Origin of the sequence: Limimaricola variabilis, from assembly GCF_014195545.1 — a bacterium.
Classification (GTDB): domain Bacteria; phylum Pseudomonadota; class Alphaproteobacteria; order Rhodobacterales; family Rhodobacteraceae; genus Limimaricola; species Limimaricola variabilis.
The window spans coordinates 177,733-199,724 of sequence record NZ_JACIBX010000001.1; the positions used below are offsets into that span (position 1 = coordinate 177,733).

Here is a 21,992-nt window from a genome sequence, read left to right on the forward strand (position 1 = left end):
AAACTTGCGCGGCTCCGCGCGGGCGCGCCGCTCCCTTAGCGCGTGGCGCGGGCCTGCGCCATATCGGCGGCCATGCGGATCGCGGCGATCATCGAGGACGGGTCGGCCAGCCCCTTGCCGGCGATGCCGAAGGCGGTGCCGTGATCGGGCGAGGTGCGGATGAAGGGCAGGCCGAGCGTGACGTTGACGCCGCCCGAGAAGTCGATGGTCTTGATCGGGATCAGCGCTTGGTCGTGATACATGCAGATCGCCGCGTCATAGGTGGCGCGCGCGGCGGCGTGGAACATCGTGTCCGCCGAAAGCGGCCCGGCGAGGTCGAAGCCCTCGGCCCGCATCCCGTCGAGCAGCGGCGAGATCATCGCGATCTCCTCGCCGCCCATCTTGCCATCCTCGCCCGCATGCGGGTTGAGCCCGGCGATGGCGAGCCGCGGCGCGGCGATGCCGAAATCGCGGATCAGCGCGTCGCGGGTGATCCGGATCGTCGCTTCGAGCAGTTCGGGCGTGAGTCGGGCGGGCACCTCGCTGAGCGGCAGGTGGATGGTCGTGGGCACGACGCGCAGCGCCGTACAGGCGAGCATCATCACCACCTCCTCCACCCCGGCCAGATCGGCCAGGAATTCGGTATGGCCGGGATGGGCGAAGCCCGCGCCGTCGATCAGCGCGGCCTTGTGGATCGGCGCGGTGCAGAGCGCGGCGCAATGTCCGTCCCGCACCAGGTCGACGCCGTCGCGGATGGCATCGATCACGCCCTGCGCATGGGTCGGGTCGGGGCGGCCCGGCACCGCGGGCGCGCCGAAGTCGCGCGCCAGCACCGGCAGCGCCGTGGCGGAGACCCGCGCGGCCTCGGAGGCGCCCGAGACGGCCTGCCAGCGCGTCTTTTCGGGCAGGTGGCGCGGATCGCCCAGCCACAGGAGCGGTATCTCGCCGCGCAGCCGCTTCCAAGCGGTGGCCGCGATCTCGGGGCCGATGCCCGCAGGCTCGCCGCAGGAGATCGCGATCGGCTTCACGGCGCGATACGCGCCTGCGCCCGCAGCTCTTCGAGCAGGATATCCGCCCGGGCGGCGAGCTTCTGGCCGACCAGCTGGTTGCGCACCGCGTCGCGGTCGCTGCCCTCGGCGGCGGCCGGGGTGCGTGCGCACAGCATGGTGAACAGCAGAGCGCCGTTCTGCGTCAGGTTCCAGGAGGCCTCGTTCGGATCGAGCCGCGCCAGCTCGAGCCCGAGATCGCGCGGCAGCGCGGCGGGGGCCACGGCGTTGCGCACCAGCCGGTCCTTAGGCAGGCCCTTGGCGACGCCGTAGAGGTCGTCGCAGGTATCGACCGCGCCGCGCACCCGCTGCGCCTCGGCGAGCGCCTCGGCGGTGCCGGCGCCGGGAATGGCAAATTGCGCGTATTCGATCTCGGCGATCTCGGCGGGAGCCTGCGGCGCCTCGCGGATGTCGCGCAGCTGGAACAGGGCCACGCCGTTGGTGATCGGGATCGGCTGGCTGACCTCGCCCGGCTCGAGCGACAGGAACAGCCCGTGCAGCCCAGCAGGGAAATCGCTCAGCGCGCGCCATTCGAGCCGACCGCCCTGTTCGCGCGAGGGCAGTGCCGAGACGGCGCGGGCCTCGGCCTCGAAGGCGGCGGTGGAGCGCAGCTTGGAGATCGCCTCGGCGCGCGCCATGGCGGCGGCGGCGCGGGGCGGCGGCGCCGGGATGATGATCTCCGACAGCAGCACCTCGACCGAGTCCGGCCCGCCGGTGCGCGCCAGCGCCGCGTCGATCTCGGCCTCGGTGACATTGATCTGCGCGTTGTAGCGGCGGCGGATGTAATCGCGCCAGGAGACGTTGACCTTCACGAAGTCGCGCAGCGTCTCGCGGGCGATGCCCTGGCTCGCGAGCTGCGCGAGAAAGGCGTCGAGCGGCTGGTTCGCGCGCTGCGCGAAATCGGCCATCGCGGACTCGAGCCCCTCATCGGTGAGTTGCATCCCGGCCCGGGTGAGTTCCTGAAGCTTGAGCTTCTCCTCGACCAGCTGGGTGCGGGCCTCCTGCGCCGGGTCGCCCGGCGCGTTGAAGGCGGCGAGCAGCTTGGCGCGCTGGTCCAGCTCGTAATTGGTGACGGCACTGCCGTTCACGGTGATCGCGGGGGCGAACATGCCCTGCGCGGCGGCCCCGAGCGGTGCCGCCATGGCGGTGGCGAGCGCCACGGCCTTCACGAAATCCAAAGCCCGCATTCCGGCTCCCATCCTCGTCCGATCCTTGCGTCTCATCCCTCGCAGTCGCCTGCGGCCGGCATGGCCGTCTGCGCGGTCGAGAACCCGTTCAGATTGACCGACAGCGCGAAGCTCGTGGAGGGGTCCACGTCGTCCGTGTCGGTGTAGCGGCGCGATGCCGAAACGTCCACCGTGACGCATTCGTTGCGCCAGCCGGCGCCGATCCGGGTTCGCACCGGCGACGCGGCGGCGATGTCGTAGCGGCCCTGCGCCGAGACGGTCCAGCGCTCACCCAGCCGCAGCGTGGTGTCGAGCGACACCTCGCTGACCCGGTCGAGACCGGTCTCGGAGGCGGGCTCCAACCACAGATAGGCGCCGGAGAGGTCATAGTTCGGACGGTCGAGACCGAGCCGCGCCTCGGCGCCCGAGACGTCGAACGCGTCGTCGAAGGTGGTCACCGTTTCGAGCCCCAGATCCGCGCCGAGATCGAGGCTGGTCGAGACCAGCCAGTCGGAGCGGGTCTCGGCGAGGCCGGTGCTCTCCTCGAGGCCGCCCTGCGCGCGGTCGCGGACCAGCCGGCCCGCCAGGACCGACAGGCCGCGCCCCTCCTGGTCGAAGCGGCTCCAGCGCAGGCCGAGCCCGGCGCTCGCGCCTTCCTCCTGCAGGTCTTCGCCGGGAAAGCGGTCGATCGCGAAGAGCGAGGCCGCGTCGAGCTCCGCGAGGCGGGAGTCCTCGTTGGGCACTTCGCCGCCCTGCACGGCGGCATAGGACAGGCTGGCCACCGGCTCGAGGGTCTGCACCGCCGCGCCGGACTCCTCGCGGCGCAGAAGCGGCCAACGCAGCGTGACGCCGACGCCCTGCGCCGCACGCAGCACCGCCTCGTCATAGGCCGCGTCGTCGGTGATGGCGTAGCCATCGACGCGGCCGCGCGCCTCGGCCGAGAGGCGCAGCCCGGGCCCGACCAGCCGGTCGCCCTGCCAAGCCGCTGACATGCCGGCCCGCGTCACGTCGCGCAGCGCATCGGGGTCGTCCTCGCTGCTGTCGCGCCACAGCGCGTCGAGTTCGGCGCGGAGCGTCAGGCGACCGCCCATAGGCGCCGGGCGCAGCACCGTCTCGCGCTCGGCCCGGGCCACCAGCGGCGGCAGCGAGTCGCTGGATTCGTCGTCGCGCAGGCTTTCGTAATAGGTGATCTCGGCGAGCGCGTAGCCATCCTCGCCCAGCCGGTAAAGCCGCAGCCGGCTGTCGAGCCGGTCCTGGTCCGAGAGGTCGTAATCCAGCAGGAAGGCGTCGTCGGACACCGCCTCGACGTCGAATTCGAGGCGGATCTCGCGCGGCAGGATGAAGGCGCCCTCGGAAAGCAGCGCGTAGCGCCCGGAATCGCGGCTGTCGTCCTCGGCGAGATGGGTCTCCACCTCGGTCCAGCCGCCCCGGAACGCCTGTCGGTAGCGCAGCTCGAGATTGCGCGCGCGGGTGGCGATCCAAGGCGTGATGGTGAGGTCGCGTCGCCCGCCCAGCCGCACGAAATAGGGCAGCTGCAGGCCGAAGCCGAGCGTGTCCGAGGTGAAGAGTTCGGGGATGAGCAGGCCGGAGCCGCGCTCGAGCGTGGGGTCGGGCAGGCGCATCCGCGGCAGCCAGAGCAGCGGTACGCCACGCACCAGAAAGCGCGCATCGTCGAAGTATAGCTGCCGCTCGACCTCGTCATGCACGACGCGGGCGGCTCGGATCTCCCAAAGCGGCGGGCCATCGCCGCAGACCCGGCAGGAGGTAGCGGCTGTGCGGGTCAGCGCGGTCAGGCCGGTGCCGGTGCGATCGATCCGCGCGGCCGAGACCTGCAGCTGCCGGTCGAGCACCAGCCTTGCGCCGCGCAGCAGGCCAGCCTCGAGGCGTGGATCGATCTCCGCCGCCTCGGCGGTGAACACCTCGCCATCCGGGGTGGTGATCAGGATTGGCCCGGTGACGCTCAGCCGGTCTGCGGCGCGGTCATAGGTGATCGTCGAGGCGGAGAGGCGGGTGCCGTCGTAGAAGGCCTCGACATTGCCGCGCGCCACCAGCACCTCGTCCGCGGTGACGGTCACGCTGTCGGCCACGAGCTGCGCCAGCCCCTGCGACAGCGCGGGCAGCGGCACCAGAGCGGGCAGCAGCGCGGCCAGGGCGGTGGCAATTCGCTTGCGCGCATGGGTCATGAAGAAGGGCCGCCCCGCCGGGGCCGCGAACCGGCGTTTAGTCATCCGTCCTCCAGATGCAGTAGCAGGCCGAGCGAGGACAGGATCGCCGCCACCGGCGGCGCCCAGGCCGCCAGCGCCGGCGGAATCTGCCCGTTCTCGCCAAGGATCTGTGCGAAATTGCGCAGGAAATACACGCCGAAGCTCAGCAGGATCGCGCCCAGCACCATCACGCCGACCCGGCCGCCGCGCTGGTGGCGCAGCGTGAAGCCGGCGCCGATCAGCAGCATCGCGGTCAGGAAGGCGGGCTGCGCGAGCTCGGTATGCAAGAACACCTCGTGGCGACGCGCGGTGAAGCCCGCCTCCTTGAGCCGGGCGATGAAGCCCGGCAGCTTCCACACCGAGATCGCCGCCGGATCACCGAAGCTGTCGCGGATCTGGGTCGCGGTCAGCGACGAGGCGAGCGTCATCTGCGGCAGCCGCTCGGCCGCGGTCTCGGGGTTGTCGGCCGAGAGCGGCCAGCGTTTGACCCCGCGCATCAGCCAATGGCCCGGCTGCAGCTCGGCGAAATCGGCCTCGACGCGCTCGCGCGGGCGGCCCTCGGTGTCGAATGTCAGGAAGCTCGCCTCGCGCAGCACCGTGCCGTCGAGATTGGCGCCCTTGGCGCGGATCACGGTCTGCGCCTCGGCGTCGCCCTGGCGCAGCCAGAGCCCGTCATCGGACAAGGCGATGACCCGCTGCTCGCCCTTGAGGCTGTCGGTGCGCACCTCGTAGGCGCGGGTGGTTGCGGCGACCAGCGGGTTGAACAGCGCCACCGCCGCGATCCCCAGCAACAAGGTCACGGTGACCGGCGCGAGGAGCGCCGACAGCGCGGAGCGCCCGGCTGCCCGGGTCACCACCATTTCTGAGGACCGCGCGAGGCCGAGAAACAGCGTGATGCCGGAAATGATCACGATCAGCGGCAAGATCTCGTAGAGCTTCGAGGGCGCGTTGAGCAGGCTCACCGCCAGCAGCTCGGCGATGCCTGTGCTGTCGCCATAGCGCCGCGCCTGCTCCACGAGGTCGATCATCGTCAACAGCGTGAAGAACACGCCCAGCGTGCCGAGGAACGCCATCACGTAGCGGCGCGCGAAGTACCGGTGCAGGATCATGTGGACACCCCTCGCCGTCGTCGCGCCGAGAGCGCAAGGGCCGCCGTGCCGATGGCAAAGGCGGCGAGGCCCGGCAGGTAGATCAGTGGCCAGCGCTCGGGATCGCCGCGCAGCGCCGAGGTCACCGTCGATTCGAGCGCCTGCACCACGATGATCAGCCCGATCGCGGCGAGGATCTGCCGCCAGACGCCGAAGCGCGAGAAGCCCCCGGTGAGCAGCGTGGCAAAGCCGATCAGCGGCGCCGCCGCCGCGAGCAGCGCGCCTGCGACGCGGTCATGCGCCTCGGCCGTCAATTGCGCCGCGCTGCGCCCGGTGGCCTCGAGCGTCTCGGGCGCGCCGCGCAGCAGCTCCAGCGTCGAGATCTCGCGCGGGCGGCGGCTGCCGCTCTCAGAGGCGCTGGTCAGCGGCGCGAGGTCAAAGGCGAAATCGTTGAAGCGGGTGGTCGCCAGACGCGCGACGCCGGGGCGCAGCACCTGAATCAGGCCGTCGATCATCACCAGCTGCGGCGCGGTCGCGGTTTCGACCAGATAGGCGCTCGAGGCGGTGTAGGTGACGGTCTCGTCCGGGTCTCGGCTGTCGGAGATCAGCAGGTCGCGCAGCTCGCCCTCCGGGGTGATGTCGCGGATATAGATGGTGATGCCGTCGACTGGCGACAGGAACTCGCCCTCCTGCAGCAGCCGCGCCGTGGCCGAGCGGGCGATCTCCGCCTGCCGGTCGGCGAGGCGGGCATGGGCGAGCGGGTTGATCACCAGCGTCAACGCCCCGGTCAGCAGCCCGGCTACCAGGCCAAACATCAATACCGGCCGCGCCAGCCGCCACGGCGAGAAGCCGGTGGCCTGCATCACCGTCAGCTCGCTGTCCGAGGAGAGCCGGTTGGTGACGTAGAGCGCGGCGGCAAAGCCCGCGATCGGCAGCACCAGCCGGATCAGCGCCGGCAGGGTGAGCATGGTGAGTTCGAGGAACACCGACAGGTTCTGACCGTCGGCCACCAGCTGGTCGAACAGCTGCACCGCGCTGTTGACCCAGTAGACCAGCACCAGCACCAGCGCGAAGAAGCCGAACAGCATCATCAGCTGCGACAGCATGTATCTGTCGAATCGCGCCACCGGTCCCTCGTCCATGTCGGGCCGCCGGGGAGGCCGCCTGTCTGCAGCGCATCCTAGCCGGTCCGCGTGGCGGGTTGAACCGCGATCTGGTCATCGCGGCGCGTGGCGGCTAGGCTCCGCCGCCAAAGCAAAGCGACCCGAAGGAGCCGGCATGTCCCGCACCCCCCGCATCGATTTCCAGCCCCATGACGCCGACGCACTGGCCCAGACCCAAGGCCGCATCGCCGTGTTCGTGGCGGCGGACGGCCCCGACAGCGACGCCGCGCGCGGTCTCGACGCGCTGATGGGCGGGGCGCTGACGCGGCTCGCGGACGGTGCCCGCTGGGGCCGTGTGCGGCCGGGCGAGACGGTCGAGATCGCGGTGCCCGCCGGGCTCGCCGCCGACGCGGTCATCGCCGTGAAGCATGACAGCGAGGCCGACCGGCTGGCGATGCGGCGCGCGGGCGGCGCGATCGCCGCCGCGGCCGGGCGCGGCGACCTGACCGTGCTGACCGCGGGGCTGCGGCATGCCGAGGAGGTCGCGCTGGGTGTCGCGCTCCGGGCCTATCGTTTCGATGCACACCAGAAGCCCGACGACGAGGCCGGCCCCGAGGGCACCGTCTGGATCACCGGCGACGATTCGGAGGCGCTGGCCCGTGCCGCCGCGCCGATGGCCGCGATCGCCGAGGGCGTGGCCTTCACCCGCGATCTGGTGAACGAGCCCGCCAACGTGCTGACCACCGATGATTTCGCCGCCCGGCTGGCGGCGATGCAGGAGCTGGGACTCGAGGTCGAGATCCTCGAAGAGGACGAGCTCGCGCGGCTCGGCATGGGCGCGCTGCTGGCCGTCGGGCAGGGCTCCGACAGCCCCTCCAAGGTGGTGGTGATGCGCTGGCAGGGCGGTGGCGACGAGGCGCCGCTGGCGCTGGTCGGCAAGGGCGTGGTGTTCGACACCGGTGGCATCTCGCTCAAGCCCGCCGCCGGCATGGAGGACATGACCATGGACATGGGCGGCGCCGCCACCGTCGCCGGTACCATGCGGGCGCTGGCGCTGCGCCGGGCCAAGGCCAACGTGGTCGGGCTCGTGGGGCTGGTCGAGAACATGCCCTCGGGCCGCGCCACCCGCCCCGGCGACGTGGTGCGCTCGATGAAGGGCGACACCATCGAGGTGATAAACACCGACGCCGAGGGCCGGCTCGTTCTGGCCGACGTGATGTGGTACGCGCAGGAGCGGTTCAAACCCTCCGGCATGATCGATCTCGCCACGCTGACCGGCGCGGTGATCATCGCTCTGGGCCATGAGAATGCGGGCGTGTTCGCCAACGAGGACGGGTTCGCCGAGGCATTCCTCGCGGCGGCGCAGGCGGAGGGCGAGGGCGCGTGGCGGCTGCCGATGGGGGACGCCTACGACAAGGTGCTCAAGAGCCGGATCGCCGACATGCGCAACGTCGGCACCGGCCGCGAGGGCGGATCGATCACCGCGGCGCAATTCCTCAAGCGCTTCGTACAGGACGGCACGCCCTGGATCCATCTCGACATCGCGGGCACCGCGTCGCTGAAATCCGACAGCGCGCTGGCGCCCAAGGGCGCGACGGGCTGGGGCGTGATGGCGCTCAACCGCCTCGTGGCCGACCGTTACGAGGGCTGAAACGATGGGCGCGGCCCTGTTCTACCACCTGACCGACAGCCCGGCCGAGGCGCTGCTGCCGCAGCTTCTCGGTCTCGCGGCCAAGCAGGGCTGGCGGGTGGAGATCCGTGGCGGCAGCGCCGCCGCGATGGATCGGCTCGACGTCGCGCTGTGGCGGATGGGGCCGCCCGAGAGTTTTCTGGCGCATGGCCGCGCGGGCGGGCCGCATGACGCGGCGCAGCCCGTGCTGCTGACCGCCCAGGGCGAGGCGGCGCCGAAGCTGCCATGCGTGATCTGCCTCGACGGGGCGGAGGTCTCGCCCGATGAGGTTCAGGCCGCCGAGCGGGTCTGCATCCTGTTCGACGGGCACGATCCGATGGCGGTGCAGGCGGCGCGGGGACAGTGGAAGGGCCTTACCGGCGCGGGCTGCGCGGCGCAGTACTGGGCGCAGGAAGACGGCCGCTGGACCAAGAAGGCCGAGGGCTGATCCGTATCAGCGGGTCAGCATCAGGCGGCCGTTCTCGATCTCGATGCGGCCGAACAGCCGCAGATAGCCCATGCCCAGAAGCGAGCCGGTCAGGTCGCCATCGGTGACCACGGCGCTCAGCCCCTCATCCTCGATCGATCCCAGCGCCACGCTGTCGAGGGTGACGCGGGCGGTGCGGACCGTGCCGTTGGCGGTCGCGGCCGAGCCCATATAGACCAGATCCTCGGGGTCGATCCCGGCCCGGCGCGCGTCGTTGCGGCCCAGCACCATGTCGGTCGCGCCGGTATCGACCACGAAGTCGATCGGCTCGCCGTTGATCTCCAGCGTCAGGTAGTAATGCCCGTCGCGCGCCTGCGGCACCTCGATGCCCTCGGCGCCGACCATGGTCTGCCGGGGCACGACGTCGTCGCGGATATCCGACCACAGTCCGGCCGCGGCGATCACGCCGACGAAGATCAGCGCCCAGACGACGGCCTGCTGTGCCAGCTGTCCCAGCCGGTCGCGGTTCTGCAGCAGGAACCAGCCGGCGATGGCGGCGCCGAGCAGTCCGAGATAGGCGAGGCTGGCGAGGTTGTCGGGGCTCATGCCCCTAATATGGTGCGTTCAGGCGCCGGGAAAAGGCATGCCGAAGCCGGAGCCGTGCAGGCCGTCGATGATGAACTGCACCGCCAGCGCGGCGAGCAGCATGCCGAGCACCCGCGTCACGACGTTGAGCCCCACCGGACCCAGCACCCGCGCCAGCGGCCCGGCCAGCTTGAAGGCGATCCAGACGGTGCCGAGCACGGCGAGCGCCACGCCATAGATCGCGGCGTAGCCGGTCACGTCGGCCTCCGCGGTGAGCAGGATCAGCGTGGTGATCGCGCCGGGGCCGACGATCAGCGGCAGCGCCAGCGGAAAGATCGAAGGGTCGTGATCCGGCTCGGTATCCGGGCCGCTCGCCTCCTCGGCATTGTCGCGGCGCCGGGCCTGGCGGCGTTCGAACAGCATGTCGAGCGCGGTCAGGAACAGCAGCACGCCCCCCGCGATGCGGAAGGCCGGGACCGAGATGCCGATGAAGCGCAGCACCGCGTCGCCCAGCACCAGAAAGAGCAGCATCAGACCGGCCGAGGTGATGATCGCGCGCACCGCGACCCGGCGCCGCTGGGCCGCGCTCATCCCGGCCGTCATCGCCACGAAGAGCGGCGCGAGGCCGATCGGGTCGACGATCACGAAGAGGGTGGTGAAGGCGGTGATCAGTGTGGCGAGGTCGAGCAAGTCCTGTCTCCGGTCCGAGATGCGTCGCCACCCTGAAGGCGGCCCCGCGGCGGGGCAAGCCCCGGGCGGGGCATGACGCGACGCCTGCGGCCGCTTTTGCGCGCGACGGCGCGGCGGATCAGACCGCCTCCGCCGCCTCCAGTTTCTCGAGCGCGGCCATCCAGAGCGCCTCGGCCCGCCTCAGCGCTTCCATCGCCTCGGCGTATTTCTTGTTCCAGGTCTCGAGCTCGCCCTTGCGGCCGTCCTCGTAGAGCGCAGGATCGGCTAGCTTCTTGGCGAGCTTGTCGCGCATCTCGTTGATCTTGTTCACCCGCTCCTCCGCCTTGCGGGCCTCCGAGCGCAGCGCGAGGATCGCATCGCGCGAGGGTTTCGGCGCCTTGGGCTTCTCGGCCTTGGGCTTCTCGGCGGGCTTTTCGCCCGAGAGCAGCATCTTGCGATAGGCTTCGAGATCCTCGTCATAGGCGGTGACGCGGCCGTCCTTCACCAGCCAGAGCCGGTCGGCGACCATCGACAGCAGGTGCATGTCGTGGCTCACCAGGATCACCGCGCCGCTATAGGCGGTCAGCGCCTCGACCAGCGCCTCGCGGCTCTCGATGTCGAGGTGGTTGGTCGGCTCGTCGAGGATCAGCAGATGCGGCGCGTCGAGCGTGGCCAGCAGCAGCGACAGACGCGCCTTCTGACCGCCCGAAAGGCGGCCCACCTCGGTTTCGGCCTGCGCGGCGCCAAGGCCGAAGCCCGCGAGCCGCGCCCGGAGCTTGGGCGGCGCCACGTCGGGCAGGGTGCGCTGGATATGCTGCAGCGGCGTCTCCTCGACGCGCAGCTCGTCGACCTGGTGCTGCGCGAAGAAGCCGATCCGCAGCTTGTTGGAGCGGATGATCTTGCCGCCCATCGGCGCGAGCCGGTCCGACAGCAGCTTCGACAGCGTCGACTTGCCCTCGCCGTTGCGGCCCAGGAGCGCGATGCGGTCGTCCTGGTCGATCCTGAGGTCGAGCTTGGACAGGACCGCCTTGCCGTCATAGCCGACGCTCACCCCCTCGGTGGCGATGATCGGCGGCGACAGCTCCTCGGGCTCGGGGAAGGTAAAGACGGTGCGCGCCGCGTCCTCGGGCACGCGGATGGTCTCCATCTTCTCGAGCATCTTGACCCGGCTCTGGGCCTGCTTGGCCTTGGAGGCCTTGGCCTTGAAGCGGTCGACGAAGCTTTGCAGGTGGGCGCGTTGCGCCTCCTGCTTCTTGGCCGCCGCGACCTGCACAGCGCGCTGCGCGGCGCGGGCCTTGGCGAACTGGTCGTAGCCGCCGGTCCAGTAGGTGAGCTGGCGGTTCTCGAGATGCAGGATGCCGCCCACCGAGCGGTTCAGGAGCTCGCGGTCGTGGGAGACGATCAGTACCGTGTGCGGGTAGCGCACGAGGTAGCTTTCGAGCCAGAGCGCGCCTTCGAGGTCGAGATAGTTGGTCGGCTCGTCCAGAAGCAGCAGGTCGGGCTCGGAGAACAGCACCGCGGCGAGCGCCACGCGCATCCGCCAGCCGCCCGAGAAGGCGGAGCAGGGCATGAGCTGCTCTTCATGGGTGAAGCCCAGGCCGCGCAGGATGGTGGCGGCGCGCGCCTCGGCCGACCAGGCGTCGATATCGGCGAGCCGGGTCTGGATCTCGGCGATGCGGGCGGGGTCGGTCGACTCTTCGGCCATCAGCGCCGCGCGCTCGGTATCGGCGGCGAGCACGGTGTCGATCAGCGACACTTCGTTGCCCGGCACCTCCTGCGCCACGCCGCCGATCCGGGCGCCCTTGGGCAGTTCGATCTCGCCGGTGTCGAGCGACAGCTCGCCACGGATCAGCTTGAACAGCGTGGTTTTTCCCGTGCCGTTGCGACCCACGACGCCGACCTTGTGGCCGGCCGGGATCACGGCGGAGGTATGTTCGAGGAGCGGACGGCCCTCGACCGAATAGGAGATGTCTGTGATGCGCAACATGGACGGGCCTTGCCCGAAGCGCCGTGCGAGGTCAACGGGGGCGGGCGCTTGGGCCCCGCCGTGGCGCCCGCGTATTTGTAGAATGGTGAAGGACAGAGGCGCGCGATCGTCCTTCACCATTCCGCAAATACGCATTCGCCAACGGCGGGGCCGGGCATGCCGCCAGGGCCTTCGGGCGGCTTGCGTCTTTTCAGCCCGCGTCCCGCATGCTAGGGCGCGCGGCGACCGGGGGTGCGTGTCGCGCCTCCCGACGCAACCCGTTCAAATGAGGGACATCATGGCCACCGAACGCACGCTCTCGATCATCAAGCCCGACGCCACCAAGCGCAACCTGACCGGCAAGATCAACGCCAAGTTCGAAGATGCGGGCCTGCGCATCATCGCCCAGAAGCGGATCCAGCTCACCCAGGAGCAGGCCGGCAAGTTCTACGACGTGCACCGCGAGCGTCCCTTCTTCGGCGAACTGACCGAGTTCATGGCCTCCGGCCCGGTCGTCGTTCAGGTCCTCGAAGGTGAAGGCGCGATCGCCAAGAACCGCGAAGTGATGGGCGCGACCAACCCCGCCGACGCCGCTGCCGGCACCATCCGTGCCGAGTTCGCCGAGTCGGTCGGCGAGAACTCGGTGCACGGCTCGGACGCCCCCGAGACCGCCAAGGAAGAGATCGCCTTCTTCTTCTCGGGCCTCGAGCTGGTCGGCTGAGCCGAAGCTTCGTGACTTGACGGAAAGGCCCGCGCGAGAGCGCGGGCCTTTTTCTTTGGGCGCAGGTCTGCAGTGCGGTCGCTCAGGGTGCCTCGCCGATCTCGCCCTCGACCACGAATGTCCGCTCGGTCTCCGAGGCGGGCTTGATCTGCAAGGTGCCGACGCCGGTCATGCCCGCCAGCGCGCCGGTGCCCGACACCATCTCCCAATGGCCGTAATCGATGAGCCGGGGGCCTTCCTCACCCTTCACGAACACCGCCCGGACGATCCATTTCAGATAGGCGATGTCACCCGCATCGGTCGTGACCTCCAGATAGCCCTGCGGGTCCCCGCCCGAAGGGGGCATGATGTCGTGATAGCCATGCTCGACCACGCGCGCGCCGTCGAACATGCCGTCCCCCGTGGCCTCGCCTTCGCGCCGGACCATGAGCAGGAAATGCTTGCTGTCGTCACCGAACTCCATCCGGATTTCGTCGGTCGGCGCGAGGATCGCCTCGAAGGCGATAGGCTCGGCCAGCGCCGCCGTAGAAGAAAGCGCCACGGCCGCGGCCGAGATGATGAAATGCTGTCTCATTGTAACTCCCTGAAAATATTATGATCAGGGAAAGGTTACAGGCCCCGGCTCCGGCGCCGAAACAACGTTTGCGTCATGAGTTGGCGGCGAAGACCGACCATCCGGTGCGGTCGGCGAGCATCTCTAGCGCGATCGAGGCGAGATGCGAGTTGCCCACCGCGTTGAGCCCCGGCGACCAGCAGGCGATCGCCGCGCGGCCCGGCGCCACGGCGAGGATGCCGCCGCCGACGCCGCTCTTGCCCGGAAGGCCGACGCGAAAGGCGAATTCACCCGAGCCGTCGTAATGACCGCAGGTCAGCATCAAGGCGTTGATCTGGCGGGCCATGCGCGGCGCGATGGCGCGCGACCCGCCGGGGCTGAGGCTGCCGTCAAAGGCCAGGAACCGCCCCGCATGGGCCAGCTGGCGGGCGGTCATCGCGATGGCGCATTGGTGGAAATAGGTGCCCAGCACCTTGTCCGGGTGGCGCTGGATCGTGCCGAAATCGCGCATGAAGTTGGCCAGCGCCGCGTTGCGCCAGCCGCTGGCGGTCTCGGACTTGGCCACCGCCGGATCGATGGCGATGTCGTCATCGCCCGCGAGGAACCGTACGAACTGCAGGATCTGGCCCAGCGCCTCGCGCGGCTCCGACCGGGCGAGGATCGCGTCGGTCACCGCGATGGCACCGGCGTTGATGAAAGGATTGCGGGGGATGCCGCGCTCGTGTTCGAGCTGGACGATGGAGTTGAACGGATCGCCCGACGGCTCGCGCCCCACGCGGTTCCACAAGGCGTCGCCGACCCGGCCCAGCGCCACCGCCAGCGCGAAGACCTTGGAGACCGACTGGATCGAGAAGCGGGTGTCGGCGTCGCCGCCTGCGATAACCGCTCCATCGGGCAGCACCAGCGCGAGCGCGAATTGATCCGGATCGACATCGGCAAGCTGGGGGATGTAGTCGGCGACGCGGCCCCGCTCGGTCTCAGCGGTCATCGCGTCGCAGATCTCCTCGACAATCTCGCGTAGACGTTCCGGATCGGTGACGCTCACCGGCTCAGCACTTCACTTCGCTGTCGCGCAGGCCGGTCTCGACCAGCAGGCAGCGGTTGCGGGCTTCGTAGTAGTAGCCCTGGGAGTACCATTTCACCGCCTTGTCGCGGTTGCCATTGGCGACAATCCAGGCGCCGCGCAGGTATTTCACGGCGTAGCGCAGGTTGGTGTCGGCATCGAGCAGTTCCTCGGCCGGGCCGCGATGGCCCATGGTGCGGGCGGTCTCGGGGCTGATCTGCATCAGCCCGTAATAGGAGCCGTTGCGGGCGCGGGGGTTGTAGGAGCTTTCGCGCTGCACCACCCGATGGACCAGATCGCGCGGCACCTTGTAGGCGTCGGCATAGGCGTTGATCAGTCGCCGGATCTGCGGCGACTCGTTCGGGTAGAGATCGGGGGTGGCGGGCTGGCGGCGGCCGCAAGCGGCAAGCGCGACGAAACCCAGAAGGGCGGCGCGGCGGTCGAGATGCATCGGGTCACTCCGTCGGTGTCGATGTCTCTCTAGCCCGCCGCGCCGCGCCTTGAAAGCTTTGCGCTCAGATCGCGGCGAAGTCGCGGAACAGCGGCTCGGGGGTCTGGCCGTCCTTGCGGTTCTGGGCAGGGGCGTCTTTCTGGTTCTGGTTGCTCGGCATGTCGCGTTCCTTGGTTGCGGCGTTGCATGTGCCGCCTCTGACGGGCTGCTTCACTCCGGCCGTTGCGATTCTTCAAGCCTGCACGCGCAAGGCGACAGCGGCCGGGCGAGAAAGCGACACCGTTTGGGCGACCTTCCGCCAATCCAACCGATTTACGTGATCACAGGTCCCTCAACAGGGCGTGAGGGTCACCGGATCGCCGGCCTGCGTGGCCAGTTCGCGACACTGCCCGTCCGCGCAGAGCCGCCAGCCCGCACCGGTCGCACCCGAGGCGGCCAGCGAGAGTGACGGGACGACGAGGCCGGGGTTCCAGACCCACCAGCCGTCCCGCAGGAGCGCGTCAGGGCCCGGCTCCATGCCCGCGCCCGATCCGCGGACGCGCGCCTCGACGAGCTCCAGCGCGCCGCGCTCGACGCGCCAGCTCTCGCGCCACTCGACCTTTTCGACCGAATGGGTCCAGGACAGCTCGAACGCGCCGGTGGCGAGGCCGAGCGCCGCCATCCCGACCATCAGGCAGGCGCTCATGCCGCGGCAGCGACCGGCCGGCGCCGGATCAGCAACCCCACCAGCAGCGCGAGCGCAAGGCCGATCCAGTCGGTGATCGGCCAGGCCGCGACCAGCGTGAAGGCCGCGATCATCGCCAGCGCCCGGAGCCAGCTCGGCAGCGGCCGCCCGACCCAGCCTATCACCGCCGCGCCCCACAGGCCGATCGACAGAAGCGACTTGGTCACGATCCAGGCGACGGCGGGCCAGTAGCCGATCGCCTCGGCCAGCGGTCCGCCCGCCTGCAGCATCAGCGCCGGCGAATATACCGCCATGAAGGGGATGACGAAGCCGGCCGCCGCGACCTTGATCGCCTCGATCGAGATCTTCAGCCCGCTCTCACGCGCGATCGGCGAGGCGGCGAAGCAGGCCAGCGCCACCGGCGGTGTCAGGTCGGCCAGAATGCCGAAGTAGAAGACGAACATGTGGCTGACGATCAGCGGCACGCCCAGCGCCAGCAGCGCCGGTCCCGCGATCGAGGAGGTGATGATGTAGTTCGGGATGGTCGGGATCCCCATGCCGAGGAGCAGGCAGGTGATCATGGTCAGCACGAGGCTGAGGAAGAGGTTGTCCTGACCCACGGCCACGATGAACTGCCCGAAGGTGTTGGCAGCACCCGTCAGGGTCATCGCGCCGATGATCACGCCCACCAGCGCGCAGGCCACGCCCACGGGCAGGGCGGTGCGCGCCCCATCCGCGAGGCTGTCGCGGCACAGGATCAGCGTCTCGCGCCCGCCGCGGAAGAACAGGCAGATGGCGATCAGCACGAGGATCGCCGCGACCAGCACCTCGATCCCCCATTGCAGGAAGGCCGCCGCCACGAGGCCGAGGCCGACCCAGACGATGGCGCGCAGAACCGCGTTGGGTAGGCCCAGAGCGATCGAGCCGCCGAGGATCAGCAGCACGGTGAGGCCGAGACCGACGGTGCCCGCGAAGAGCGGCGTGTAGCCCGCGAACAGCAGCCAGACGAGGATGCCCAGCGGCACGATCAGCATCCAGTTCTTCTTGATCGCCGCGAGGGCCGAAGGCAGCTCGGCCTTGGACAGCCCGCGCAGCCCATGCTTGCCGGCCTCGAGATGCACCATCCAGAAGGCGGAGACGAAGTAGAGGATGGCGGGCACGATGGCGGCCTTGACCACTTCGACATAGGCGACGCCCAGCGTCTCGGCCATGATGAAGGCGACCGCGCCCATCACCGGCGGCATGATCTGCCCGCCCATCGAGGCGGTACTCTCCACGCCGCCCGCGAAGGCCGCGCGGTAGCCGAAGCGCTTCATGAGGGGAATCGTGAACTGGCCGGTGGTGACGACGTTGGCCACGCCGGAGCCAGAGATCGTGCCCATCAGGCCCGACGACACCACCGCGACCTTGGCGGCGCCGCCCTGGCGGTGGCCGAACAAGCCCAGCGCCACGTCGGTGAAGAGCCGGATCATCCCGGCCTTTTCGAGGAAGGCGCCGAACAGGATGAACAGGAAGATGTAGGTCGACGACACGTAGATCGGGATGCCGTAGATCCCTTCGGTGCCATAGGCCATGTGGTCGATGATCTGTTCGAAATCATAGCCGCGATGGATCAGCGGCGGCGGCAGCTGCCGGCCGAGGAAGGTATAGGCGAGGAACAGCCCGGAGATTATCGGGAGCGCCGGGCCCATCAGCACCAGCGCCGCCGCAAAGACGGTGACGAGCGCCACCACCCCGAAGAAGAGATCCATCGGCAAGGGCCGCCCCGCGCGCAGGATCAGCGGCTCATACTGCCACCACTGGTAGAGCGCGACCGCCACGCCCGCCAACGCGAAGGCCCAGGCCACGGTCTTGAACGCCGCGCCGCGCCCGCGCGCGGCGGCGACCAGCGGAAAGGTCATCAGCATCAGGAAGCCGACATGCAGCGCCCGTGTGACCTGGCTCGGCAGGTCGACGAGATGCGCCGCCGTCACGATCTGGTAGGTCGAGAAGGCGACCGCGATCCAGAACAGAAGCCGCCCGGTCAGCCCCGGCGGAAAGGCCGAGATGTGGTGATCGGGTCCGCCCGCCTCGGCGGGGATCTCGGTGAGCGGGTCGGTTTGCGCGGTCATGGGGCGGGCCTCTCGTCTTGAGCGAAACGCCCCGTCATCCGAGGGATGGCGGGGCGCAGTCGGGAACAGGTCGGGCAGGGCGCAAGGGCCCCGTCGGGTCCGATCAGTCGATCATGCCCTGCTCGCGGTAATAGCGCTCGGCGCCCGGGTGCAGCGGGATCGGCATGCCGTCGAGCGCGTTCTCGATCTTGATGTCGGCGGCGGCCATGTGGTTCGCCTCGAGCGTGTCGAGGTTCTCGTAGAGCAGCTTGGTCATCTGGTAGGCCAGATCGTCCGACACGCCGGCATGGGTGACGAGGTAGTTCGACACCGCGACGGTGGGCACGTCCTCTTCCTGGCCGTCATAGGTGCCCGCCGGAATGGTGGCGGCGATATAGGGCGCGCCGAGGCTCTCGGCGGCTTCGGCCGGGATCGCCACGACGTTGATGTCGATCGAGGAGGCGAGGTCGCGGATCGAGGCCACGCCCAGGCCGGCCGACTGCAGCGTCGCGTCGAGCTGACGGTTCTTGATCAGCTCCACCGATTCCGCGAAGGGCAGGTACTCGGTCTTGCCCAGATCGTCATAGCTCATCCCCATCGCGCCGAAGATGGCGCGGGCGTTGAGTTCGGTGCCCGAGGCAGGCGCGCCGACCGACAGGCCCTTGCCCTTCAGGCCCTCGAAATCGGTGATGCCGCTCTCGGCGGAGGCCACGACCTGGATGTAGTTGGGATAGATCGCCGCGATGCCGCGGATCTGGTCGAGCGGCGCGGTGAAGCCCGCATCGGCGTTGCCGTCCCAGGCCATCGCCACGGTGTCGCCCAGCGCGAAGGCCAGCTCGCCGCGGCCGTCCTGCAGCAGGTTCATGTTCTCGACGCTGGCCTTGGTCGACTGCACCTGCGTGCGCGCGCCTTCGATGTTCTCGCCATAGATGTTCGAGAGGCCGACGCCGAGCGGGTAGTAGACGCCCGAGGTGCCCCCGGTGAGGATATTGATGAATTCCTGCGCATTGGCGGCGAGCGGCGTGGCCATGAGGGCCGCGGCGGCGGTGGCGCCGCGCAGAATCGTGGTGATGGTCATGTAGTCCTCCCGATGTGGCGACCCTCCCCGGTCGCCGTTCCGGTGCTGAGACTGCATGAGGGGCGGAACTCTGGCAAGAAGCTTGGTCAGGAAAGCTGACCGGGACGCGCCGGTGGCGCGTCATGACGACGCTTTGCCGCCGATCCGGGCCGCGGTGCCATTTCCCGCGCCGCGACAAGGCTGTATCGGACGGTCATGGACATCGTCATCGCCACCGTCATCCTCGCCACCTTCTTCCTGCTGATCGGTCTGGGAGAGCCGCTCGCTGCGCGGTTGCGGCTGCCCTTCAACGTGATCCTCGCGGGTTTCGGCCTCGCGGCGGGTGCCGGCGCGACTTTCTTCCTCAACACGCAGCTGACGGATGCGCTCAACCCGGTGGCGGAGGCGATCCTGAACCTGCCGATCCGCTCCAACGTGTTCCTCTACGTGTTCCTGCCGACGCTGCTGTTCCAGGTGACGCTGGGGGTGAACCTGCGGCGGATGCTCGACGACTGGGTGCCGATCCTGACGCTGGCGGTGGTCGCGGTGGTGGTGGCGACGCTCACCGTGGGCTACGCGCTGTTCCTGACAGGCGTGCTGCCGCTGATGGCCTGCCTGCTGATCGGCTCGATCGTCTCGACCACCGACCCTTCGGCGGTGGTCTCGATCTTCCGCAACCTCGCCGCACCCCGCCGGCTGAGCCGGATCATCGAGGGCGAGAGCCTCCTGAACGACGCCGCGGCGATCGCGCTGTTCGGCCTGTTCATGGGCTTCGTGATGCGCGGCGTGCCCAACCCAGAGCTGGGACCGGCGCTGGCGCAGTTCCCCTGGCTCCTGGGGGCGGGCGGGCTGACCGGCTGGGCTATGGCGCAGCTCGCGGTGCGGCTGATGCGCTGGCTGGGGCGCTTCCCGCTGGCGCAGATCTCGATCTCCGTGGCGCTGCCCTACCTCGCCTATATCGTCGCCGAGAAGCTGGTCGGCGCCTCCGGCGTGATCGGCGTGGTCGGGGCGGGCCTAACGCTCAACCTCGCGGCGCCGGGGCGGCTTTCGCCGCTGGCCTGGACCAACATGCGCGAAGTCTGGGACCTGCTGGCCCATTGGGCCGGGGCCTTCATCTTCCTGCTGGCGGCGCTGCTGATCCCGCGCCTGCTCGATGGCGCGCAGCCGGTCGATTTCGCGCTCGTCGCCGTCGTCACGCTGGCCGCGCTGGGCGCGCGGGCGCTGATCCTGTGGGGGCTGCTGCCGCTGCTGGCCCGGCTTCGCCTGTCGCCGCCGGTGGAACGCAGCTACCGGGTGGCGATCCTCTGGGGCGGTCTGCGGGGCGCGATCACCCTGGCGCTGGCGCTCGCCGTGACCGAAAGCCTGCGGGTGCCCGAGGAGGTGCGGCGGATGACCGGCATCCTCGCCACCGGGTTCACCCTGTTCACCCTGATCGTTCAGGGCGTCACGCTCCGGCCGCTGATCAAGCGGCTGGGGCTCGAGAAGCTGTCGCCGATCGACGCGGCGCTGGCGCGGCAGGTGGTCGCGGTCGCCCTGCAGAGCGTGCGGGAGACCGTGGCCGAGGCGGCCGAGAATTACGGGCTGACCCGCGAGACGGTGCGCTCCGAGGCCAAGAGTTTTGCCGAGCGGCTCGACGACGCGGTGGCGCGCGCCGAGGAGGGCGAGGCGATCTCGGATCGCGACCGGATCACGCTAGGGCTGATCGCCCTTGCCGGTGCGGAGCGCGAGCATGTTCTTCAATTGTTCCGTGAGCGCGCGATCTCCAACCGGCAGGCCGAGCGGGCGCTGGCCGAGGCCGATCGGCTGATCGAGACGACGCGGGCGGGTGGACGTCCCGGCTACAGGCGTGCTGCGCGCGAAAGCCTCGGGCAGGGCGGGCCGACTCGCGTCGCCGCCTTCCTGCACAACCGGCTGCACATCTCCGGGCCGCTGGCGGGCCTGACCGCCGACCGGTTCGAGTTGTTGCTCACCCAGGGCCTCGTACTGCGCGATCTCGACGGTTTCATCGACAGCCGTATCCGGCGCATCCACGGGCGTCGGGTGGCCGAGCTGCTGCACGAGCTGATCGGGCGCCGGCGCGAGGATGTCGAGCAGGCGCTCGACGGCCTGCGGCTGCAATACCCCGGCTATGCCGAAGAGCTGGAGCGTCGCTTCATCCGCCGCACCGCGCTCAGGATCGAGGAACGCGAATACGCGGCGCTGCGCGATGACGGGCTGATCGGGCCCGAGCTGCACGCCACGCTGCTCAGCGGTCTGGAAGCCCGCCGGGCCGAGGCCGAGGCACGGCCCCGGCTCGACCTCGCGGTGCAGAAAGCGGTGCTGGTGCAGCAGTTCCCGCTCTTTGCCGATCTCGACAAGGCGGTGCGCCAGCGGCTGTCCAAGGCGCTGGTGACCCGCTTCGTCGCCGCCGGTGAAGTGCTGCAGCACCGCGACGCGCCGGCCAGGTCCGTCAGCTTCATCGCCTCCGGCGCGGTGGAGATCGAGACCGCCGGCCAGACGCTGCGCCTCGGTCGCGGCGAGATGTTCGGCCAGCTCGCGATCCTGAGCCCGAAGCGACGCCGGGCCGAGGTTCGCGCGCTCAGCCACGGGGTGCTGCTGGAGCTGGACGAGGCGCGGTTCCTGCGGCTGTTGCGCCGCTCACCGGCACTCCGCGAGGCGGTCCGGGAAAGCGCGATCAAGCGTGGCATGGACCCCGAGCGCGCCGCCGCGCTGGGCGCCGCTCCTCAGGCGAGCGAAGCCTAGCCGCGCGCCGCCTGCCAGACCGCGAACTCCGGCTCGCGCTTGCGCCGGAGCTTGGCGGCGACATGGTCGTGCAGCTCCATCGGATGCTCCGGCGAGACGTTGAGGCGCGGCAGCTCGATCTGCATCGACAGCCGCTCCTCGAGAAAGCCGATCAGCTGGTCCATCGCCTCGTAGCGGAACAGGTGATCGACGCCGATGCTGCCCTCACCGTCGCCGACGAAGCGCGCCTGGCTGCCGACCGAGGCGAAGGGGGCGGGCTTGCCGCGCGCATACTGGTCGACGAATTCCTCGAAGGCGATGCCCCGCGTCGAATTGACATGCCCAACGAGATCGTCGCGCTGCCGGTACCGCCACCAGCTGCCGAGCCAGTCCACAGGCTCACGCACCGCGGCAACGGTTTCGAATCCGCTGCCGCCCGCCGCCTCGATCAGCGGCACCACGAAGCGTCGGGCGCGGTAGAGCGGCGCGTGCTTGATCTGCGGCGGGTCGCGCAGCACGAATTGCGCGCGCGGCGCCAGCGCCCCCTCCAGCGCGGTGGTACCCGTCTTGGGCACCGCGAGCAGGATCAGTCGCTCTTTCCAGAAGACCAGCATGACGCTCTCCGTGTCGTGATCGCGTCAACCATACATTAACCCGGATGAAGGAAAACCGAACGCAGCTTTCACTTGCAATGTTCCCGTTCTGGTCTCATATGGGGTGGACGCGAACAAGACATGAACGACGCGATGATTGCCGCCATGTGGCGGGTG

Annotated in this window: 19 protein-coding genes; 4 read left to right on the forward strand and 15 right to left on the reverse strand. The window is 69.8% G+C overall.

The features are described 5' to 3' along the window. Positions 1 to 35 precede the first annotated feature (35 nt). The 5 genes from pdxA to lptF are packed head-to-tail and all read right to left on the reverse strand — an operon-like array spanning position 36 to position 6,625. A complete protein-coding gene (gene pdxA / locus FHS00_RS00840) occupies positions 36 to 1,007 on the reverse strand; it encodes a 4-hydroxythreonine-4-phosphate dehydrogenase PdxA (protein WP_183468948.1) in 972 nt (323 codons plus the stop codon). Then, complete coding sequence (locus FHS00_RS17630; protein ID WP_183468950.1) at positions 1,004 to 2,212, reverse strand: peptidylprolyl isomerase; 1,209 nt, start codon at positions 2,210 to 2,212, stop codon at positions 1,004 to 1,006. Before FHS00_RS17630 ends, pdxA begins: the two co-directional genes overlap by 4 nt. Positions 2,213 to 2,244: 32 nt before the next feature. After that, a complete protein-coding gene (locus FHS00_RS00850; RefSeq protein WP_183468952.1) occupies positions 2,245 to 4,419 on the reverse strand; it encodes an LPS-assembly protein LptD in 2,175 nt (724 codons plus the stop codon). Continuing rightward, a complete protein-coding gene (gene lptG / locus FHS00_RS00855; protein ID WP_183468953.1) occupies positions 4,416 to 5,504 on the reverse strand; it encodes an LPS export ABC transporter permease LptG in 1,089 nt (362 codons plus the stop codon). The genes FHS00_RS00850 and lptG overlap by 4 nt, the downstream gene beginning before the upstream one ends. Then, positions 5,501 to 6,625, reverse strand: a complete 1,125-nt coding sequence (lptF, locus tag FHS00_RS00860) for an LPS export ABC transporter permease LptF (RefSeq protein ID WP_246390872.1) — start codon at positions 6,623 to 6,625, stop codon at positions 5,501 to 5,503. Before lptF ends, lptG begins: the two co-directional genes overlap by 4 nt. A 136-nt stretch (positions 6,626 to 6,761) precedes the next feature. Between lptF and FHS00_RS00865 the strand changes: the two genes are divergently transcribed. Continuing rightward, on the forward strand, positions 6,762 to 8,237 hold the full coding sequence (locus FHS00_RS00865) for a leucyl aminopeptidase (protein ID WP_183468955.1): 1,476 nt from the start codon (positions 6,762 to 6,764) through the stop codon (positions 8,235 to 8,237). A 4-nt stretch (positions 8,238 to 8,241) separates the two neighbouring features. Further along, the gene (locus FHS00_RS00870; protein WP_183468957.1) at positions 8,242 to 8,703 is read left to right on the forward strand and encodes a DNA polymerase III subunit chi; all 462 of its coding nucleotides are present in this window, start codon (positions 8,242 to 8,244) and stop codon (positions 8,701 to 8,703) included. Between the two features lie 6 nt (positions 8,704 to 8,709). Here the strand turns inward: FHS00_RS00870 and FHS00_RS00875 are convergent, their stop codons facing one another. The 3 genes from FHS00_RS00875 to FHS00_RS00885 form a co-directional block, all read right to left on the reverse strand. Further along, positions 8,710 to 9,288, reverse strand: a complete 579-nt coding sequence (locus FHS00_RS00875; RefSeq protein ID WP_183468959.1) for a retropepsin-like aspartic protease family protein — start codon at positions 9,286 to 9,288, stop codon at positions 8,710 to 8,712. A gap of 18 nt (positions 9,289 to 9,306) precedes the next feature. Next, positions 9,307 to 9,957, reverse strand: coding sequence for a MarC family protein (locus tag FHS00_RS00880; RefSeq protein ID WP_183468961.1), 651 nt, complete (start codon positions 9,955 to 9,957; stop codon positions 9,307 to 9,309). A gap of 118 nt (positions 9,958 to 10,075) precedes the next feature. Further along, positions 10,076 to 11,923 carry an ABC-F family ATP-binding cassette domain-containing protein gene (locus FHS00_RS00885; RefSeq protein ID WP_183468963.1) on the reverse strand — a complete coding sequence of 616 codons (1,848 nt, stop codon included), beginning with the start codon at positions 11,921 to 11,923 and terminating at the stop codon, positions 10,076 to 10,078. Between the two features lie 277 nt (positions 11,924 to 12,200). Between FHS00_RS00885 and ndk the strand changes: the two genes are divergently transcribed. Beyond that, positions 12,201 to 12,623 carry a nucleoside-diphosphate kinase gene (ndk, locus tag FHS00_RS00890; RefSeq protein WP_183468965.1) on the forward strand — a complete coding sequence of 141 codons (423 nt, stop codon included), beginning with the start codon at positions 12,201 to 12,203 and terminating at the stop codon, positions 12,621 to 12,623. Between the two features lie 82 nt (positions 12,624 to 12,705). Here the strand turns inward: ndk and FHS00_RS00895 are convergent, their stop codons facing one another. The 6 genes from FHS00_RS00895 to FHS00_RS00920 all read right to left on the reverse strand — a co-directional run bounded on the left by FHS00_RS00895 (position 12,706) and on the right by FHS00_RS00920 (position 18,522). Further along, positions 12,706 to 13,197: a hypothetical protein gene (locus FHS00_RS00895; protein WP_183468967.1), complete on the reverse strand. Its 492-nt coding sequence runs from the start codon at positions 13,195 to 13,197 to the stop codon at positions 12,706 to 12,708. Positions 13,198 to 13,270: 73 nt separating this feature from the next. Next, positions 13,271 to 14,221, reverse strand: coding sequence for a glutaminase (locus FHS00_RS00900; protein WP_183468969.1), 951 nt, complete (start codon positions 14,219 to 14,221; stop codon positions 13,271 to 13,273). A gap of 4 nt (positions 14,222 to 14,225) precedes the next feature. Further along, entirely contained in the window at positions 14,226 to 14,690 is a 465-nt protein-coding gene (locus FHS00_RS00905) for a lytic transglycosylase domain-containing protein (RefSeq protein ID WP_183468971.1), read from the reverse strand. Positions 14,691 to 15,021: 331 nt separating this feature from the next. Beyond that, a complete protein-coding gene (locus FHS00_RS00910; protein ID WP_183468973.1) occupies positions 15,022 to 15,375 on the reverse strand; it encodes a DUF1850 domain-containing protein in 354 nt (117 codons plus the stop codon). Continuing rightward, positions 15,372 to 17,465: a TRAP transporter permease gene (locus FHS00_RS00915; RefSeq protein WP_183468975.1), complete on the reverse strand. Its 2,094-nt coding sequence runs from the start codon at positions 17,463 to 17,465 to the stop codon at positions 15,372 to 15,374. Before FHS00_RS00915 ends, FHS00_RS00910 begins: the two co-directional genes overlap by 4 nt. Before the next feature lie 103 nt (positions 17,466 to 17,568). Next, complete coding sequence (locus FHS00_RS00920) at positions 17,569 to 18,522, reverse strand: TAXI family TRAP transporter solute-binding subunit (RefSeq protein WP_183468977.1); 954 nt, start codon at positions 18,520 to 18,522, stop codon at positions 17,569 to 17,571. Between the two features lie 195 nt (positions 18,523 to 18,717). Between FHS00_RS00920 and FHS00_RS00925 the strand changes: the two genes are divergently transcribed. Then, on the forward strand, positions 18,718 to 21,243 hold the full coding sequence (locus FHS00_RS00925) for a cation:proton antiporter (RefSeq protein WP_183468979.1): 2,526 nt from the start codon (positions 18,718 to 18,720) through the stop codon (positions 21,241 to 21,243). Here the strand turns inward: FHS00_RS00925 and FHS00_RS00930 are convergent. Beyond that, on the reverse strand, positions 21,240 to 21,836 hold the full coding sequence (locus tag FHS00_RS00930; protein WP_183468981.1) for a gamma-glutamyl kinase: 597 nt from the start codon (positions 21,834 to 21,836) through the stop codon (positions 21,240 to 21,242). The two genes, FHS00_RS00925 and FHS00_RS00930, sit on opposite strands and share 4 nt — an antisense overlap. Positions 21,837 to 21,992: the final 156 nt, after the last annotated feature.

Excerpts from the sequence above, each read along its gene's own strand:
- FHS00_RS00885 (WP_183468963.1), bottom strand. The coding sequence starts at position 11,923 with ATGTTGCGCATCACAGACATCTCCTATTCGGTCGAGGGCCGTCCGCTC.
- FHS00_RS00865 (WP_183468955.1), top strand. The coding sequence starts at position 6,762 with ATGTCCCGCACCCCCCGCATCGATTTCCAGCCCCATGACGCCGACGCA.
- FHS00_RS00875 (WP_183468959.1), bottom strand. The coding sequence starts at position 9,288 with ATGAGCCCCGACAACCTCGCCAGCCTCGCCTATCTCGGACTGCTCGGC.
- FHS00_RS00925 (WP_183468979.1), top strand. The coding sequence starts at position 18,718 with ATGGACATCGTCATCGCCACCGTCATCCTCGCCACCTTCTTCCTGCTG.
- FHS00_RS00930 (WP_183468981.1), bottom strand. The coding sequence starts at position 21,836 with ATGCTGGTCTTCTGGAAAGAGCGACTGATCCTGCTCGCGGTGCCCAAG.
- FHS00_RS00905 (WP_183468971.1), bottom strand. The coding sequence starts at position 14,690 with ATGCATCTCGACCGCCGCGCCGCCCTTCTGGGTTTCGTCGCGCTTGCC.
- ndk (WP_183468965.1), top strand. The coding sequence starts at position 12,201 with ATGGCCACCGAACGCACGCTCTCGATCATCAAGCCCGACGCCACCAAG.
- FHS00_RS17630 (WP_183468950.1), bottom strand. The coding sequence starts at position 2,212 with ATGCGGGCTTTGGATTTCGTGAAGGCCGTGGCGCTCGCCACCGCCATG.
- FHS00_RS00850 (WP_183468952.1), bottom strand. The coding sequence starts at position 4,419 with ATGACTAAACGCCGGTTCGCGGCCCCGGCGGGGCGGCCCTTCTTCATG.
- lptG (WP_183468953.1), bottom strand. The coding sequence starts at position 5,504 with ATGATCCTGCACCGGTACTTCGCGCGCCGCTACGTGATGGCGTTCCTC.
- FHS00_RS00895 (WP_183468967.1), bottom strand. The coding sequence starts at position 13,197 with ATGAGACAGCATTTCATCATCTCGGCCGCGGCCGTGGCGCTTTCTTCT.
- FHS00_RS00870 (WP_183468957.1), top strand. The coding sequence starts at position 8,242 with ATGGGCGCGGCCCTGTTCTACCACCTGACCGACAGCCCGGCCGAGGCG.
- FHS00_RS00910 (WP_183468973.1), bottom strand. The coding sequence starts at position 15,375 with ATGAGCGCCTGCCTGATGGTCGGGATGGCGGCGCTCGGCCTCGCCACC.
- FHS00_RS00920 (WP_183468977.1), bottom strand. The coding sequence starts at position 18,522 with ATGACCATCACCACGATTCTGCGCGGCGCCACCGCCGCCGCGGCCCTC.
- FHS00_RS00915 (WP_183468975.1), bottom strand. The coding sequence starts at position 17,465 with ATGACCGCGCAAACCGACCCGCTCACCGAGATCCCCGCCGAGGCGGGC.
- lptF (WP_246390872.1), bottom strand. The coding sequence starts at position 6,625 with ATGGACGAGGGACCGGTGGCGCGATTCGACAGATACATGCTGTCGCAG.